The organism is Bianquea renquensis, from assembly GCF_014384895.1.
GTDB classification, from domain to species: Bacteria; Bacillota; Clostridia; order Lachnospirales; family Bianqueaceae; genus Bianquea; species Bianquea renquensis.
Map to the genome: position 1 here is coordinate 1 of NZ_JACRSQ010000011.1, position 17776 is coordinate 17776.

Annotated in this window: 17 protein-coding genes and 1 riboswitch; of the genes, 15 read left to right on the top strand and 2 right to left on the bottom strand. The window is 49.8% G+C overall.

Translation table 11 applies throughout. The features are described from left to right. The first annotated feature begins 330 nt into the window (after positions 1-330). The 13 genes from H8730_RS08615 to H8730_RS08670 all read left to right on the top strand — a co-directional run bounded on the left by H8730_RS08615 (position 331) and on the right by H8730_RS08670 (position 12672). On the top strand, positions 331-1335 hold the full coding sequence (locus H8730_RS08615; RefSeq protein ID WP_177715483.1) for a cysteine peptidase family C39 domain-containing protein: 1005 nt from the start codon (positions 331-333) through the stop codon (positions 1333-1335). Beyond that, positions 1328-1453: a hypothetical protein gene (locus tag H8730_RS17625; RefSeq protein ID WP_283243920.1), complete on the top strand. Its 126-nt coding sequence runs from the start codon at positions 1328-1330 to the stop codon at positions 1451-1453. Before H8730_RS08615 ends, H8730_RS17625 begins: the two co-directional genes overlap by 8 nt. A gap of 85 nt (positions 1454-1538) precedes the next feature. Beyond that, a complete protein-coding gene (locus H8730_RS08620; protein ID WP_249289712.1) occupies positions 1539-1772 on the top strand; it encodes a hypothetical protein in 234 nt (77 codons plus the stop codon). 544 nt (positions 1773-2316) lie between these two features. After that, positions 2317-2526, top strand: a riboswitch (cobalamin riboswitch). Positions 2527-2700: 174 nt separating this feature from the next. Further along, positions 2701-4353 carry an ABC transporter substrate-binding protein gene (locus H8730_RS08625; protein ID WP_177715479.1) on the top strand — a complete coding sequence of 551 codons (1653 nt, stop codon included), beginning with the start codon at positions 2701-2703 and terminating at the stop codon, positions 4351-4353. 87 nt (positions 4354-4440) lie between these two features. Beyond that, positions 4441-5391, top strand: coding sequence for an ABC transporter permease (locus H8730_RS08630; RefSeq protein WP_177715477.1), 951 nt, complete (start codon positions 4441-4443; stop codon positions 5389-5391). Continuing rightward, positions 5388-6215 (top strand): ABC transporter permease, encoded by an 828-nt coding sequence (locus tag H8730_RS08635; protein ID WP_249289713.1) that lies wholly within the window; start codon positions 5388-5390, stop codon positions 6213-6215. Before H8730_RS08630 ends, H8730_RS08635 begins: the two co-directional genes overlap by 4 nt. A 14-nt stretch (positions 6216-6229) precedes the next feature. Beyond that, complete coding sequence (locus H8730_RS08640; RefSeq protein WP_249289714.1) at positions 6230-7180, top strand: ABC transporter ATP-binding protein; 951 nt, start codon at positions 6230-6232, stop codon at positions 7178-7180. Then, complete coding sequence (locus tag H8730_RS08645) at positions 7167-7931, top strand: ATP-binding cassette domain-containing protein (protein WP_177715473.1); 765 nt, start codon at positions 7167-7169, stop codon at positions 7929-7931. The genes H8730_RS08640 and H8730_RS08645 overlap by 14 nt, the downstream gene beginning before the upstream one ends. A 24-nt stretch (positions 7932-7955) precedes the next feature. Continuing rightward, entirely contained in the window at positions 7956-8387 is a 432-nt protein-coding gene (locus H8730_RS08650) for a hypothetical protein (protein WP_177715471.1), read from the top strand. Beyond that, positions 8377-9876 (top strand): nitrogenase component 1, encoded by a 1500-nt coding sequence (locus H8730_RS08655; protein ID WP_249289715.1) that lies wholly within the window; start codon positions 8377-8379, stop codon positions 9874-9876. The genes H8730_RS08650 and H8730_RS08655 overlap by 11 nt, the downstream gene beginning before the upstream one ends. Next, on the top strand, positions 9873-11057 hold the full coding sequence (locus H8730_RS08660; protein WP_249289716.1) for a nitrogenase component 1: 1185 nt from the start codon (positions 9873-9875) through the stop codon (positions 11055-11057). Before H8730_RS08655 ends, H8730_RS08660 begins: the two co-directional genes overlap by 4 nt. Beyond that, positions 11054-11836, top strand: coding sequence for a nucleotide-binding protein (locus tag H8730_RS08665; protein WP_249289717.1), 783 nt, complete (start codon positions 11054-11056; stop codon positions 11834-11836). Before H8730_RS08660 ends, H8730_RS08665 begins: the two co-directional genes overlap by 4 nt. Further along, complete coding sequence (locus H8730_RS08670) at positions 11827-12672, top strand: radical SAM protein (protein ID WP_249289718.1); 846 nt, start codon at positions 11827-11829, stop codon at positions 12670-12672. Before H8730_RS08665 ends, H8730_RS08670 begins: the two co-directional genes overlap by 10 nt. A gap of 1363 nt (positions 12673-14035) precedes the next feature. Here H8730_RS08670 and H8730_RS08675 read toward each other — a convergent pair. Further along, entirely contained in the window at positions 14036-14626 is a 591-nt protein-coding gene (locus H8730_RS08675) for a TetR/AcrR family transcriptional regulator (protein ID WP_249289719.1), read from the bottom strand. Positions 14627-14995: 369 nt separating this feature from the next. Between H8730_RS08675 and H8730_RS08680 the strand changes: the two genes are divergently transcribed. Further along, entirely contained in the window at positions 14996-16000 is a 1005-nt protein-coding gene (locus H8730_RS08680) for an NAD-dependent epimerase/dehydratase family protein (protein ID WP_249289720.1), read from the top strand. Here H8730_RS08680 and H8730_RS08685 read toward each other — a convergent pair. Next, positions 15997-16863: an EamA family transporter gene (locus tag H8730_RS08685; RefSeq protein ID WP_249289721.1), complete on the bottom strand. Its 867-nt coding sequence runs from the start codon at positions 16861-16863 to the stop codon at positions 15997-15999. The genes H8730_RS08680 and H8730_RS08685 overlap by 4 nt on opposite strands. A 155-nt stretch (positions 16864-17018) precedes the next feature. Between H8730_RS08685 and H8730_RS08690 the strand changes: the two genes are divergently transcribed. After that, positions 17019-17333 (top strand): MGMT family protein, encoded by a 315-nt coding sequence (locus H8730_RS08690; protein WP_249289722.1) that lies wholly within the window; start codon positions 17019-17021, stop codon positions 17331-17333. The last annotated feature ends 443 nt before the right edge of the window (positions 17334-17776 follow it).

A 17776-nucleotide genomic window follows, 5' to 3' on the forward strand; every position in this document is an offset into this window, starting at 1 on the left:
TTCTCAGGGCAGCGCCCTGAGCCCTCGGAGAGCTTTTCGGAATCAATATCTGCAATTTTCAAGGTTCATTTGAGCCTGTTTTTTTCGGCTCAGTTTTTCATAGATTACTTGACACTACCACTTAATATTACCCTCTTATTGTATCAGGTAAACAAACTGATTGTTTTTTGTTTCTGCCATTTTGGGGGATTCCCTAAACGGTTATCCCGAAGTCAGAATTTTAGGAGTCAAGCGGTGTTAAAATTCCCATTATTTAGGTTCCATATTCCTAGTTTGATCCTTACTTCCATGATATTATGATAGAAAAAAGATATGGAGAGAAGCGTTACAATGAGACGCCAAGTCGAAAATGTTGAGGTATATACTTCACCCAGAATGGACTGTTACCGGTATGCTTTGCTACCCATCATGAAACATTATAATAGAAAAATTGATCCCCTGTATCTGCAAACCTATACGACATTGGACTATGATCATCATACGAACCACCTTATAGCGTCTACCGAAAATGTTTTTGATCTTTCCATGTATATGCAGGACATCGGGTTAACGATTACCTATGCCGCACCTGCTGGGCGTGACAATATTCTTTCCTTGATTCGAAGAACAATCGATAACCAGGATTTAGTGGTGTGTATGATCGATGTCTTTTACTATAGCGGATTTCCAGGAACGTACCATAAGAACCATACAGGTCACGCATTTCCGGTCTTCGGATATGATGATACAAAAGAACAATTTGAGATTATTGATAACAATTATATTGAGAGCTTTGCTCGCTGTAAAAGACAGATATCCTATGAAGACCTCGTGAATGGCGTCACTTCAGTGCTTGATAAACTCCCTGACGCGTCTCCGGTTCATATAATTTCAGAAACACACGACTCCACATGCAGTGTTAAAAAATACGTCTCTTTATACAGTGCTTTTATACACGATTCTCGTTTTCTTCTTTGCTTACAGAATTTTAAGTCTTTTTGCAATTATTTCCGCTTATCTATAAATTCGCCAGACAAGATGCTGCAGGAGTCTGACCGCTATTACATACAGCTTAATCAATTTATTAATTCAAGAATCCTGGAATACTATAGCTTTTCCTCCCTCTTTCAGTCGGTGTCAGCCCTTCAATCCGCTGATGAACAGATCATTGAGTTAGCGAATTTAGTCCGTGCCATTTTTTATAAAACGGCGTATGCAAAGGAGTATAGGCTGCATTCTTGTGAAAAGTGCGCATCTTATCTTGAGCAATTGTACATTCTGGAACAGCAGCACCTGCAAGCGCTGATGGATTGTGTGACGGTACAGAATATAAAACAGGAGGACGACTATGAATAAGTATCTGGATTTAACTCCCTTTTATAATCATATTATTTTTCAGCACGACGACATGGAAACTGCAAGGTTATCCAATAGTAAATGCCAATATGGCGTCAAGGTCGTTTGTGGCAGATAGAATTTGTTTTCTGGGCTTCTGTGAACTTGGCACTGTGTCAGAACGAGTTGTCGTCTATTCGGAGAAAGCCAGGGAGGAGGTCTCGATGCTGTTTAAAACCTTTCATACAGACTCTTTTCAAGGACTTGATACCATCGGAAAAAATGTAGACTGTATTGTGGCGAGTCAGGCAATGGGCGACGATGGACAAAAGCACAATCTCTATTATTGGGAATGCCCCATTACACTGACACATCCCATCGTAAGAATCGAATTGCCAGTCAATTTGTCAATGCATGTGATGTCCATTCTGTTAAAATCCCCTTTGCCCCCCTCCTGAGTATACATCCAGTTGCTAATGTCCGCTTACATCATTTGGCAAGAATCTATAAATCTGTTACAATCCAGGCACTGGTTTCAAGCTCGAATGCAATTCGCCAAAAAAGAGGCAAAACGACTGCTAGTGGAGTCATATTTGACTGATGGATTTGTCAATGAGTATTGCTTTTCTGCCATTTTCAATCAGATGCTTGGCAGGACGCAGATACGGAATTTATGCTAGCCAAAAGGGGGGTGGATCTATAGATAAGGCCTATTTGGGTTGACATAATTTTATAAAGAATGGCAGAATGCTCAATCGATTAACATTTGGCTGCCGTTCACAATATTAGTATTCTGCCAAATCTCATATGGAGGAGGGGGATGGAAACAGTACAGATTGTGGGGGGATCGGAGGGGGAGCATCGTACTCACGGGCCCATAGGACGGCGAACGCCAAGGGACTTCAATTGAGAACTGTGACTTTTTTAGGAATTTTAGGAATTTCTATCACTTTTGGCCGAAATCGGTTGACAAAGGTCAGGGGGGTTTTTATAATAGAGAAAACTGAATAAAACATTTATGGTTGCACCCACTGTAGCATCAGCGCAGCGGACGCATTAAAAGGGAATCCGGTGAGAGTCCGGAACAGCGCACCCTACTGTAAAAGCTACGAAATGCCAGATTATGTCACTGAAGGAAAGATCCTTTGGGAAGATTGGCAGACTAGGTTTGAAGCTTTAAGTCAGGAGACCTGCCATAAAGGATGGAATCGTGTGTTGGTGGGAATATTACGATTATATCTCTGGTTGGGTGAGATAGGCGGGATATTCTACTTTGTCTGGATATCCCGCCTATTTTTATGCAATTGAATGAGCTAGAAGGGTATCCCGCTGGTTTCATAACTGTTTTATTCATACTATACTATACAATTTGGAGGAATATGTAGCATGAAGAAAGTGTCAATTCGGGTATGGAGCCTATTGGTCACAATGTGTGTGCTGGTAACCGCCTTTGTGGGATGCGGAAATGGCGATACCCAGTCCAACAACAGTCAGGAATCGAAACAAGAATCCAGCCAGGAATCGGAAGCCTCCTCGGAGAACAGCGAGGAATCTTCCGGGACAACAAGCAATTTAAATGAAACGCAGGAACTGGTGCTCGGCAGCGTTCGCGATATCATCCCAGGGGATGGCGACGCCTACTATGTCAGTATGAGCGCCGATGTGTGGGAACCATTGACCCGTGACGTGGAAGGCGCGATTGAACCTGGCCTTGCAAAATCTTGGGAGCACAATGAGGAGTGTACCGAGTGGATTTTCCACCTGCGGGATGATGTCTATTTCCACAATGGGGAAAAGTTCAACGCAGATATTGTGATTGCCAATATTGAGCGGTATAAAAAAGGCCCCATGACCTCCACATATGTTTCCATCGACATCGACAAGACCTTTCCGGGCCTGTTGACAACGGAAGCGATGGATGAGTATACAGTGAAGTTCACGTTTTCCGACCCTGTCCCCACTTTGGAGTATATGATGAGCAACTATGGCACCCCCATGTATCATCCCGACTGCTTTGATGCGGAAACCGGTGCGGTCACCTCTTTCGTCATTGGGACAGGCCGGTATATGATTAAAGAGCATGTGCAGGATCAGTACGCAATTTTTGAGAGAAATGATAACTATTATGGCGAGTATATGCCGTATATTAAGACCGTGCGCGTCAAGTGTATTCCGGATGCCGATGCCCGATATGCGGCCATAAAGTCTGGGGAAGTCATGGCGTTGATTGACAACGGCGCGATTTTGACAGCACAGGTGGAGGAGCTCCTCTCGTCGGACGACCGGTTTGATGTCGTCATGACCAAGAGCCATATGACCCATTACCTTAAGGTAAACGGCGAAAAGTTCCCCTTCAATGATGTCCGCATGCGCCAGGCTGTCAGCTACGCGATTGACCGTGAAACGATCAATGAGCAGCTGTGGGGCGGCCTCTGCACACCTGCCTACGGGATTCTGAGCTACCGCACCCCCTTCTACAAGGATATCCAGGGCGAATACAACATGGAAAAGGCAAAGGAACTTGCAGATGAAGTGCTTCAGGGCCAGCGAGTAGCGGTGGATATGATTGTTTCCGAGAGCCGCGCGGCCAGCTATCCCTATAAGGCGGAAGCGGAATACCTACAGTCCGAGCTTGCCAAAATCGGTCTCGATGTCAATATTAAGATTCTGGATGGCACGCTCTACAATGAGGCGAGGAACAACGGCGAGTATAACTGCACTTTGGACGCCCATGGCTTCAACAATGCGGACCCATACTCCAATCTCTTTGGCTATATCGGAACCGAGGGAGGATCCAATGTCAAGTACCATTTTGGGTACAGCAACGCTGAAGTTGACGCCCTGCTTGCGGAGGTCAAGGTCACCGCGGATGAACAGAAGCGCAAAGAGATTTACGACCAGATTCAGGTGATTGCGGCGGAAGAGCTGCCCATGATCCCCATCCTGTACGATGTCAACGTCAATGTACACAACAAAGCCATTACAGGATACAAAACCGTTCCCGGTGTTGAATGGGCCACAATTCAGTGGGCTGAATAAAATAGGAAATAAATCGCATTTTATCTCGATGCAGGGGAGATTTGCTTAAGGCACGCTCCCCTGCATCATGATTTGGAGACATAGCAGATGGGAATTGTAAAATACATCGGAAAACGGGTATTGACGCTGATTCCTGTTCTATTGGGTATTACAATCCTCGCGTTTATTTTAAACTGCATGACGCCAGGAGATCCGGTGGAAATGATTCTCACACGGGACGGGGATGTGATGCCAACGCAGGAACAGATTGATATTGTGACGGAACGGCTAGGACTCAACGACCCCTATCCAATTCAGTACTTAAAATGGCTAAAGAATAGTCTGACCGGAGAATTCGGTCAGTCCTTTGTTACAAATAAAAGCATCTCGTCGGAGATGGTGCGCCGCCTGCCATATACGCTAAAAATTGCGGTGCTAGCTATGGGATTTACAGTGGTGATGGGACTTGGGCTGGGGATCTTGATGGCCGCCTTTCGAGACAGCTGGGTGGATCGGATCCTTCGAAGCTTGACGACCATCATGCTGTCCATACCTGGCTTTTGGCTGGCTATCCTCTTAATTTTTTTGTTCTGTGAAAAGTGGCAGCTGCTGCCTAGCAGCGGGTACAGTGGATTTGCGTCTCTGCTACTCCCCTCCTTTAGCGTTGCCTGTTCAACCATAGGTGTATCCGCGCGTTTGACAAGAACCAGTATACTGGATGAATTGGGCCGGCAGTATATTACCGTGGCCAAGGCCAAGGGCTTAAAAAATAAGGCAGTTGTGATCCGTCACGCGCTGCCGGGAGCACTGATCCCCATTATGACATTCCTGGGTACATATTTTGCTGGGATCCTGGGCGGATCCACAATTTCCGAGATGATTTTTGGTATACCGGGGATCGGAAGTTATGCGCTGGACGCCGTGAAGGCCAAGGATTTTCCGGTTATTCAGGCATATGTTCTATACACAGGATTGGTCTATGTGGCGGCCAACCTTCTCATTGATATCCTGTATATCGTTGTCAATCCCAAAATCAGGGTGGGTGAAAAAGCAGAATGAAAATAAAAGAAATGAAAGTGGGGACCATGATCGCGGTCATTGTTCTGGCGGGAATCATTCTCATGAGCGTGTTTGCTCCACTGATTGCGCCCTATGACCCCCTGGAAGTCAATATCAAAAATTCCCTTCAGCAGCCCTCTGCCCAGCATTGGCTCGGCACGGATGCAATTGGCCGTGACCTCTTGAGCCGTGTGATTTATGGCGGCCGGCAGTCCATCATCCTTGCCGTGGTGGCGACGGCTCTCTCCATGCTGGTTGGGCTGATTATAGGCGTCATCGCCGGATATTTTGGCGGTGTCGTGGATATGGTGATCACATCCTTTTCCAGTATTTTTCAGGGATTGCCAGGAACCAGTATGATGATCGTCGTCGCCGGCATGGTGCCGGGGATCCCCGGCATGATTGTGGCAATTGTGATCACATCCTGGGTGGGATTTTCCCGGATTGTCCGGGGAGAAGTGATGAAAATCAAGCAGGAGAAATTTGTGGAGGGCCTGCGGGGTTTAGGGGCAGGGAACTTGCGGATTGTCCTCCGGCATATTACACCCAATTTGATCAGCAATATCATCATTATTTTTACCACTCGAATTGCAAGGGTGATCCTGTCGGTGGCCTCGTTAAGCTTCCTAGGACTGGGGCTTCAACCACCGACGCCGGACTGGGGTGTTATGATCAACGAAGCCCGGGTTCATTTCCGTTCCAATCCTCTGCTGATCATTGCCCCGGGCGCCTTTATTATCGCGATTTCATTGAGCGTCAACGTTATCGGGGATGCCCTGCGGGATAAGTTGGATGTTCACAAAGACTCCTTGCGAGATTATTGAGGATGGTTTTGACTATGGATTCCAATATTACAATCAACGGATTGACGGTGAAGTTCCGCACAGGGCACGGGATGGTCACAGCGGTGGAAAACGTCAACACGGTCTTTGAAGCGGGCAAGATTACAGGATTGATTGGAGAAAGCGGGAGCGGCAAATCGGTTTTGGGAATGTCCATCCTTCAGCTATTGCCAAACAGCGCCATCATTGAAGGGGAATGCCTATATAAGGGAGATAATCTGCTGCGGGTAAGGCCAGAGACAATTCGCTCCATCCGCGGCAGGGAGATCGCATTAATCCCGCAAAACCCCTCAGAATCTCTCAACTCTGTGCGCCGCATTAAAAGGCAGCTGACGGAGGCGGTCACGACCCATGACAAGAAGAAGAAAGACGAGGCACAGCAGAGAGCGCAGGAACTTTTACAGCGCTTTGGCTTTGCCGATCCAGATGAAATCATGAGACGGTATTCCTTCCAGATGAGCGGAGGAATGAATCAGCGAATTATCTCGGTCCTGGGATTGATGGACAGTCCCAGCTGGATCATTGCAGATGAACCGACAAAAGGTCTCGATTCCATTCTGCGAAAGCAGGTGTACCAGACGCTGAAGGATATTGCACAGCACGACACCGCCAGTATGATCCTCATTACACACGACATTACACTAGCGGAGCGGCTCTGCGACAATATTTTAGTTTTGTATGCAGGGCGAGTATTGGAGCAGGGGCCGACGGCGGAGGTGCTGAGCAACCCTCAGCACCCTTATACCAAGGGGCTAGTTGCCTCCCAGCCGTCTAAGGGGATGCACCCCATCGGCGGGGTAATGCCTGAGCGCGAAGGTCAGATGGCCGGCTGCAATTTCTATCCCCGCTGCCGATGCGCGCTGGACCAATGTGCGGCGGCATGTCCGGCAGAATATCCCTGCAAAAATGGTTCTTTGGCGAGGTGCTTTTTATATGATAGAAGTTAGAGGACTGACCAAGACGTTTACGTCCGGCGTATTTCGAAAGCGGACGGTACGCGCCGTAACAGATGTCTCCTTCTCTATACCCAGAGGAAAAACACTGGGACTTGCGGGGGATAGCGGATGCGGCAAATCCACCATAGCGCGGATGCTTTTAAAACTGACAGAACCGGATTCCGGCGAAATTCTACTGGATGGGGATACCATTACCCACCTGACAGATAAGCAGTTCAAGCCATACCGGCGGAAAATTCAGATTGTCTTTCAGCACCCGGAGAGTTCCCTGGACCCAAGCAAACAGATTTTATACAGCTTAAGGGAGCCGATGATCATTCATGGCCTGTATACGAAAGAGGAGCGTCTAACCAAAATTCAGGAACTGCTTCACCTTGTGGGGGTTAGCGAAAAACTCCTCACCCGATATCCGCATCAGATCAGCGGCGGGGAGGCACAGCGCATTATGATCGCCCGGGCGCTGACGCTGACGCCGGAGATTCTCATTCTGGATGAGCCCACGTCCATGCTGGACGTTTCCATTCAAGCCCACATCATGACGCTTTTGCGCGACCTCCAGGGACGCCTGGGGTTGACCTACCTGTTTATTTCCCACGATGTGGATGTTTTAACCTGGTTTTGCGATGAAATCGCGGTGATGAGCCAAGGCAAGATTGTAGAATCCGGCCCGGCCAGCGAGATTGTCCAGCATCCCCAGGACGCTTACACTAAGCGGTTGATCGATAGTTTTCAGAATTGGTAATGGGAAGTAGAAAGGACGGACAGGATGCGGGAACGAGTTCAGTTTGAAGATTTTAATGAAAAGTGGAAAGCCCATGTGCGGCAGTCGGAGAGCCTGCGGATGCATAACGGAATTGCGCCCCCCTGGTTCCATGAGCTGGAGCAGAGCGGCGCCTCGGTAAGCTGGGAGTGGAAGGATTGTATCTATTTTGTCAACATTCTGTATCAGATGGGGATCGATGCCGACGTAAAAATCTTCCCCTTTACAAAGCAACTGCGCTATGCCAGCAAGGAAGAGCTGCTTGCGCGAGAGTGTGGGAAGCTAAAGGCGGGCCACTATGATCCGAAAGCGGCGGAGGAAATCCTGTTAAAACATTTTCAGCAGAATGATCAGGGGGAATTCACGGCGCAGGCTCATTACAGGAGTGCGCTGGTGATGTGGCAAGCTTGCGGGGAGGAGATAGGCTATGAAGGATAATTTCTATGAAGAACTTTCCATTGCCATGTATCCTTCTTCTCTGCTACATACCTTTGGAGTCAATGGCAAAATCTCGGGAAGTATCGGCGCGGTGGGCGAGATGCAGGACGTCCTGCCCATCATCCATGGCCCCCGGGGTTGCGGATTCCACTACCGGCACTCCGCCAGACGCCGTCACCAACCCTTGTACCGCGTTCTGACAACGAATCTGGAAGAGAGGGATATTATCGGTGGAGGAGAGGAAAAACTGCGCCGGACCGTTGAGGAGGCCTGGCGGCAGTACCATCCCAAGTTGATTATGGTCATCCCCTCCCCCATCAGCGATATTCTAAACGATGACATTCTGACCATTGTACAGGAGATGCGAGGTCAGGGAATCCCAGTGGTGGGAATTCAGTCGGAGCTGTTCTCCCACCGGGATAAAAATTATACCCGAAACCGTCTCAAAAAAATTGCAGAGCAAAAGATTACCGGGGAGAATCGCCTGGAGATGGAAATCAAGGGCTGCGGCTTTGTGGAGGCGCTGTACGCCCTTGTGGGGCAGGTTATGGAAGCGGTTCCTGTGATCCCCCACAGCGTAAATATTGAGACGGTAGGGTGGGGAAGCAATGGCAACCTGGTTCTGCGGGAAATCGAGGCATTTTTAAACCGCTGCGGGATCACGGTGAACACATGGTTTCCAAGCGCCTCCTATGAGGCGATCCGGCGAGCTCCAGCGGCTCAGCTGAACCTGGCAAGGAGGGTGCGCTGGGCCAGGTTGATGAAGGAGCGATTCGGCACAGACTATCTGCACCTAGGCTCAGAAGGGCGTTATTCCGGGTTGGAGGGGATTTGTACCTTTTACCGGGACATAGGCGCTGCCATGGGCCTGGAAGCTAGCATGGAGCCGCTGATTGAAGCGGCGAGGCAAAAGGCCTTAGAGGAAACGGCACAGGCGCGGAAGGAGTTGGCCGGACACCGCTGTCTCCTTGTCAGCCGGAGCATTCAGCAGGCCCCTTTTTTGTTAAAACGGTATGCACAGGACTACGGATTTTCGATCCCCTGTCTCTGCATTATTCTCACGCCGGAGGCTCGCCGCAACCTTTCCATGACTGCGGAAATGGAAGGGAAGCTTTTGGAACGGGTGCAGGAGGCGGTTTCTCTCTATAGCCCGGAGACGGAGATTGTTTTGAATCCATCAGAGGCGGAGTGGAAAGCCCGATTTTCCAAGTTTGACGCCATCCTGGGGACCGGCGATTTTACATTGGAAAACCAAGGCGTGCCGTTGATTTCCGTGCGGAATGAGACCGTATCGCTCTCCTTTGAATCCTACGTGCGGACGGTACTCCGGCTTCGGGAAAGACTTGCCAACTGCCAGGTCAGGGAGGAATTACTTTTGCAGAAAATGCCCTTTGACAGCCGATACTATCCGCTGTACGTAAACGAAACTGGGTTGGCGGCCAAAGAAATGTGGGCGCGGATGTGGCTGCGCCGGAAGGAGGAGTCATGAGAACGCCCAGAGGATGCAAATTATTTGGAGCCCAGCAGGCGCTGGGAGGCATACGGGACGGAATTATCCTGTTTCACTCGGTGATCGGCTGTAATTTCGGGTCCATGTCCTTCCATGTCCCGGCGGATATGCGGGATATCCGCCAGACATGCACGGTTATCAATGACAGCGACATAATCTTCAGCGGAGAAGATTCCCTGCGCAAGGCAATTCACAACGCGCTGGACCTCTTTCATCCATCGGTTTTGTTTGTGGTGAGCGGTTGTGTCAGCGAGATCATCGGGGATGATATTGCCACAGTGGTTTCAGAATTTTCCGGCTCAGTGCCGGTTATCTATGTGGAGGCGGCTGGATTCCGAGGCGACAGCAAGTCGGGATATGAGGCGGCCTGTTGGGCACTGCTCCCTTATTTACAGGGAAACCCTGTGGAAGGAGGGAATGCCGTTAACCTGCTGGGGCTCGGCGGAGATGACTATCGTATCCAAGAGGACGTTGCGGCCTTTCAGCGTCTGCTGGGCGAACAAGTTGCGCTGCACACAGTTCTGTCCCACTGTTCCTGGGAGGAAATGAGGACCGCGCCTCAAGCAAACCTGAATCTTGTGCTGAACGAGCAGGCCCTGCCTCTAGCCAAGGCAATGCAGGAGCGATTCGGGATTCCCTATGAGCCGATCTCGTACCCCTATGGCGTTACGGGGGTAAAAGAGGTGTACTCTGCCCTGGGACGGCATTTGGAAGTGGAGTATCAGACGGAGTGCCAGGAGATTGAGCGGTCAGCTGCGGAAGGGGCTTCCAAGGTGTATCCTTACTTACAAGCGCTGTATGGGATGCCCGCGGCTGTCATCGGGAGCGGCGGTCGTGCAGACGGGATGCGCCGGTTTCTGGAACAGGAATTGGGGATGGAAGTCGTCTGTTTTTGCCGGAGAGAGGAACTTCGCGATCTGGAGGACTTTTTTATGCTGGCCCGGCAATCCGAGGCCGCCTTGCTGTTCGGCTCCTCCTTTGAGTTGGAACTGGCGGAGGAGCTAGGAATTCCTCTAATCCGATATGATTACCCAGTTTTTGATGAAATTTCGCTGACGGGAAACCCCTTTGTGGGTGCGGTGGGGATTTTATCCCTGTTGGAAAGTATCCTCAATTCGGTGATGCAGACACCGAGCTTGAAGGGAGCGCTCTATCAATGAAGAAAATTTGTGTCTATGGAAAAGGCGGTATCGGAAAATCCACCACGGTTTCAAACCTTGCCGCGGCTATGGCAGAGAGCGGACTCAAAGTGGCGGTGGTAGGCTGCGACCCGAAATCTGATTCCACCAGGAATCTCGCAGGCCGCCGGATCCCAACGGTTTTGGATATTCTGAGGGAGGATTCCGGCGGGCAAGTGGCATTCCTGGGATACAGGGATATCCTCTGTATTGAGGCGGGTGGCCCGGAACCGGGCACTGGCTGTGCTGGCCGTGGAATTATTGCTGCCATGCAGGAGATACGCAGCCGCCAGCTTTTGGACCATCGAGATGTTGTGTTGTATGACGTTTTGGGCGATGTGGTCTGTGGGGGATTCAGCATGCCTCTGCGGGAAGGGATTGCCGACGATGTATATCTGGTGACAACCTCGGATTTTATGGCAATCTATGCGGCAAATAATATCTGCCGGGGAATCCGCAAGTATGCCCAGAGCGGAAGTGTGCGGCTGGCGGGTATCATCCACAACGGGCGGAGCAGTGTGGACAATCCTCTAACAGTTGCCGCCTTTGCATCCTGCGTCGGGTCGAATGTAATCGGGTATATCCCCATGACATCGGCTATCGGCCAGGCAGAGTTGAGCCGTAAAACTCTGCTGGAAGCGGAACCTGAGCATCCCGTCAGCGGTCATTTCCGTACACTTGCCAAGGCGATTTTGGAGAATTCGCACAGCTGTATTCCGACCCCTCTGTCAGATGAGGAGGTAGAGTCGCTGTGTCGCTGAGCAAAGAGGATCGGGGGAGTGTTGGGGAACACCCCTGTTTTTCCAGGAAAGCACATTTTCAATATGGGCGGCTCCATCTTCCCGTGGCTCCAGCTTGTAATATCCAGTGTGCCTACTGTGATAGGCGTTCTGACTGCCCTAATGAATCCCGTCCAGGGGTTTCCTCCGCGATTCTCACGCCGGAGCAAGCACTTGAGCGGGTAGAGCAAGCGCTTTCGCAGGAGTCGCAGTTACGAGTGGTCGGCATTGCCGGGCCAGGTGATCCACTGTGCAACCCTGCTGCGATGGAAACGCTGGCGTTGGTCCACAGATCGTTTCCCCATTTGATCCTTTGTTTGAGCACAAATGGGCTGCTCTTGCCAGACAAAATGGAGGAACTGCGGGAATACGGTGTTAAAACGCTGACTGTGACGGTCAATGCCCTGCGCATGGAAACAGCCCGCAAATTGTACAGCAATATCCAATATCATGGCAAAGTTCTGCCCTTCGAGGAGGGAATTCCGCTGCTGTTGGATTCGCAGCGGATGGGAGTCCAAAGGGCGGCGGCAGCTGGAATCGCTGTTAAGATTAACACCGTCTTAGTCCCGGGGATCAACGATCAGGAGACGGAGCCAATCGCACAGGCCGCTCGGAGATGGGGAGCTGTCCTTATGAATCTCATGCCTTTGATACCGCAGGCGGCACTCTCCGATTCCCCAGCGCCCACCCCTAACATGATGCACGAGTATAGAAGCGCTGCGGCAAAAAGCCTGCCGCAGTTCACCCACTGTAAACAATGCCGCGCGGATGCGTGTGGGATACCGGGTCAAGAGCCGGGGCCGCTGCAAAATAGATGATTTGTCTATGAAGCAGCGGCCTTTTTGGTTGGGGCGGAGGAAGGAGGAGCACGCCGCCGTAAAAAAATAGGGGTCATGGAGGTGGAAAGGGGGAAAGCGGCAGAACCGCCGCCAAAAAAGAGAGAGGCAGCGGAGAGGTGTTGGAGTAGAAAAGCAAAAGTATCCGATAAAAAATAGGTGTCGTGGAGGCAGAAAGGAAGAAAACGGCAGAACCGCCGCCAAAAGAGAGAGGCAGCGGAGAGGTGTTGGAGTAGAAAAGCAAAAGTATCCGATAAAAATAGGGGGTCGTGGAGGCAGAAAGGGAGAAAGAGGTAGAACCGCCGCTAAAAAGAGAGAGGCAGCGGAGAGATGTTGGAGTAGAAAACTAAAAGTATCTGCTAAAAATAGGGGATCATTGGGGCAGAAAGGGAGAAAGCGACCGAACCGCCGCCAAAAAAGAGAGAGGCAAGGGAAGAAGCGGAGGGATGTTGGAGTAGAAAAGCAAAAGTATCCGCTAAAAATAGGGGTTGTGGAGGCAGAAAGGGAGAAAGCGACCGAACCGCCGCCAAAAAAGAGAGAGGCAAGGGAAGAAGCGGAGAGGTGTTGGAGTAGAAAACTAAAAGTATCCGCTAAAAATAGGGGATCATTGGGGCAGAAAGAGAGAAAGCGATCGAACCGCCGCTAAAAAAGAGAGAGGCAAGGGAAGAGGGGGAGAGATGTTGGAGTAGAAAAGCAAAAGTATCCGCTAAAAAATAGGGGTCGTGGAGGCGGAAAGGAAGAAAGCGATCGAACCACCGCTAAAAGAGAGAGGCAGCGGAGAGGTGTTGGAGTAGAAAACTAAAAGTATCCGCTAAAAAATAGGGATCATTGGGGCAGAAAGAGAGAAAGCGATCGAACCGCCGCTAAAAAGAGAGAGGCAGCGGAGAGGTGTTGGAGTAGAAAACTAAAAGTATCCGCTAAAAATAGGGGTCGTGGAGGCGGAAAGGAAGAAAGCGATTGAACCGCCGCTAAAAAAGAGAGAGGCAGCGGAGAGATGTTGGAGTAGAAAAGCAAAAGTATCCGCTAAAAAATAGGGGTCGTGGAGGCAGAAAGGAAGAAAGCGATCAAACCACCGCTAAAAGAGAGAGGCGAGGGAGGAAGCGGAGTGACATTGGAGTAAAACAGCAAAAGTAGCCGCTAAAAAAGGGGGGGCATGGAGGTAAAAAAAAGCGACTACTCTTCCATAAGTAGACGCGTAAAAACCGATTCTCTCCGGCAGTCATATAAGGGCATAAGTACATTTTATGGCGACCGGCTATGGGCTTGTTATGATTTGCGGCCTCAACGGCAAGGCTCATGATCTACTAATATTTAAGCAAGCGCAAAGGCAACGAAAACCGTCGCCTCACGGCTTCTTGGACTCCAAAAAGCCCATGCCGTGGAGCATGATATTTTCTGCCATGGCGGCGATCTCCTCCGCGCTGGTGACCATACCCTCCGCCAGCCATTTCTGCAAAAGGCCAATGCACCCAGCGCTGACGAAGGCATAGAAGAATTCAATTTCCTTTGGCGTGGCATCGGTGAAAAATTTGGAGTAGGCCTCCATGCATTTTTCGCGGCCGAGGTTGATAAGTTGAAGGGCGAACGACTTGTCGCCATAGTCCCCGAGCGTTACGGTGCAGAGATCGGCATTGTCCTTCAAGCATCGGAAGATCGCCGCCGTGATTTTAACCGGAGTTAAGTCAGAGCGATTTGGAGCCAGCAATGGTTTGAGCGCTTCTTGAAAATCTTGCAGCATGTCCGATTCTATTTTTTGCAGCAAATCATACATATCGGTATAGTGAGCGTAAAAAGTCCCTCGGTTGATCCCAGCACTTTCGCACAACTCTTTAATTGAAATGGCCTGTATCGGCTTTTGCCGCAGCAGCTCCATCAGAGCCTTTCGGATAAGCATGAGGGTTATCCTAGATCGATGGTCCTGTTCCTTTGATTTCACCGAAATCGTCTCCTTGTATCAAATATGAAAAGCGGGCATGAATTTTTTGTAACATCCCAGTCTTACTGAACAAACTCTGTTGATTCTGTACAGCAATATACGAAATAGCAAGAATTTGTTGATTGAATTCGTTCTCAGTATCCATTATACTATACGTAGGAAGCAAAAACCACAATGGCTTCCATGGTAAGAGAAAATTTAGGACTCCTCGAAGGCAAGATTGAAAGATCATCTGTGTGGCAAGGGCATCAATTGGCTTGTAAAGAAAAGGCGGAAGCGACACAAGGCAGGGCATTCAAGTAAGCAGACACGATCCGATGACAAGTTTTTCAACCAGGCATTTGTGGCGCTCTGGAATGGAGGATTGGAATGAAAGGACTTTATATTGTGACGGGCGCCAATGGGCATCTTGGCGGAACAATCATTCGCATGCTCCGGAAAGAATCTGCGTCGATTCGGGGGCTGATTCTGCCTTCGGAGAAGGCGAAGGGGGATGCCAATATACAATATTTCAAGGGAGATATTCGCAGAATTGACAGCCTGCGGCCTCTGTTTGAGGGAATCCGGGGCCAGGACGTCACAGTTCTTCACACCGCAGGAGTGATCGATATTTCGGAGGACTTGTCTCCTAGAATGTACGATGTCAATGTGAATGGAACGAAAAACATGATTGCTCTCTGCAAAGAATACGGGGTGAAACGGATGCTCTATGTGAGCTCCGTCCATGCGATTCCGGAAGGAGATCGCCTAAAAGTATTGCGGGAAGTCAAACGATTTTCGCCGGACTGGGTCGTCGGCGGCTATGCGAAGACGAAAGCAGAAGCAACACAAGCGGTGTTGGATGCGGTCGGGGAAGGACTGGACGCGGTGGTAGTACATCCGTCTGGCATCCTAGGCCCCTACGACTCTTCGGGCAATTATCTGGTCCAAATGGTGGAGGACTATATTGCGGGTAGATTGCCGGCCTGCGTAAGGGGCGGGTACGATTTCGTCGACGTTCGGGATGTAGCCTACGGATGTATCATGGCAGCAGAGAAGGGCAAAAGCGGTGAATGTTACATCCTGTCCAACCGGCATTATGAGGTTAAGGAGCTTCTCCGGATCGCTCGCGCAGTCGGCGGCGGCCGACGTCTCCCGGTGCTACCCATGTGGATGGCGAAAGGGGCGGCGCCCCTTTTGGGATGGATTTCCCGGTGTAGACAGGAGCGTCCTCTCTATACAAAATATTCCCTGTACACGCTTTCCAGCAATGATCGCTTTTGCCATGATAAAGCGACAATGGATTTAGCGTATCAGCCGCGGGATCTGTATCAGACCATTCGGGATACGATCGCTTGGATTCGAAATCCAAAAGCCGCCATGGCGTTCGCTTAAAAGTTGACGAGCAAAAGCATGGTTCCACCCACCAGGAGGAGAAATCCGATCAAAGCCCTGGTGGGCAATTTTTCTTTCAACACCACGCGGGAGAACACAATTGTGATCACGATGCTGAGCTTATCGATAGGCGCGACGATGCTGGCCTGACCCTTCTGCAGTGCCTGATAGTAAAAAAGCCAGGACAATCCGGTTGCAAAACCGGATAGAACGATGAAGAGGGCGCTTTTGCGGTCAATCTTTTTGATGTCCCGCTGCTTTCCCTGGGCAAAGACAATGGCCCAGGCCAGAATCAAAACAACAACGGTGCGGATGGCAGTTCCAAGGTTGGATTCCACATTTTCAATTCCGATCTTTGCTAAGATGGAGGTCGCGGCGGCGAACACGGCGGACAGCACCGCGTAAATCAGCCATGCCTTACTGGAAGTTTCCCCCATGTCGGATTCTTGTCTCTGGATCATCAGATAGGTGCCAATTGCGATGGCGGCCATGCTCAATACCTTGGATACACTGATGGGCTCATGGAGAAAGAAAATGGCCAGAAGCATGGTCAACAGGACGCTGGATTTGTCAATCGGGACGACCTTGTTGATATTTCCTAGCTGGAGAGCTCTGAAATAACAGATCCAGGAGGCGCCAGTACTCAAACCCGACAGGATTAGGAAGAGCAAACTCTTCGTCTGAATCTCAGGGAGGGTGTTCTGTGAGCCGGCGATGAAGACCATAGCCCAGGCGAAGATGACCACGACGATGGTGCGAAGCGCAGTCGCGAGATGAGAATCTATATTTTGAATTCCGATTTTAGCTAAGATGGCAGTAATTCCCGCAAAAAGCGCGGAGAGAAACGCATAGACAATCCACATGAAGATCACGCGTCCTTTTATCAGTTTGCATATCGTATCTATCATATCGCATTCCGAAGGAGGGTGTCAAGGGGATAGGGCTTGACTTTCGTAGGGAATCTTGTCATAATGGAGAAATGGAAAGGGACAGCACCTGAACTGTAAGGAGAAACGGCATGAAGGATTCTATTTTTCAGATGGTCTATGAACTTGTAAAACAGATTCCCCCGGGCAAAGTGTCAACCTATGGACAGATTGCGTTTTTGCTGGGCAATCCAAGGCTATCACGGGTAGTGGGGTATGCGCTTCACGGAAACCGCGATCCAGAGGTTCCCTGTCATAGGGTCGTCAATCGAAAAGGGGAGCTGGCCAGCGCCTTTCTCGTCAACGGAGTTCAGGAACAGCGTCTTTTGCTGGAAATAGAGGGCGTGCCGTTTACAGGGGAAGGGACAGTCGATCTGTCCAGCTGCCTGTGGGAGGGGCCCGCATGAGACCTACGCCAATAGATCGGCGAATGCTTGAAAAAGAATATGTAAATTTTGGAATGTCTCAATCTTCATGTTCATCTTCATTTTACCGTGACACACCGTTTTTTTAGTTCCTGCAAACTCGTAAACCGTTCTTTTCCATTTATGTTCACTTGTAAAAATTGTAAGCCGTAAATGATGGAAATGTCATACGGTATGTTCACCTCCATGCTGTTGTCAAAAGCGGAGGTTTTTTTAATATCAGGCTCAATAATATCGCCAATCCTGCGATTATCTAAAAAAGATGTGCCAAATGTTAAATGCCCTTTCCCTAAAACGAGAGTAATGGCATTTCGGACGTATTGAAACGGGTATTTTGCATCTGCGTTGTCACGTACAAAATCGGGTCAACATATTCCGCATTAGCTTTTCCATGGGTTTTCATATTTTCCAAAGCTACATCGTAT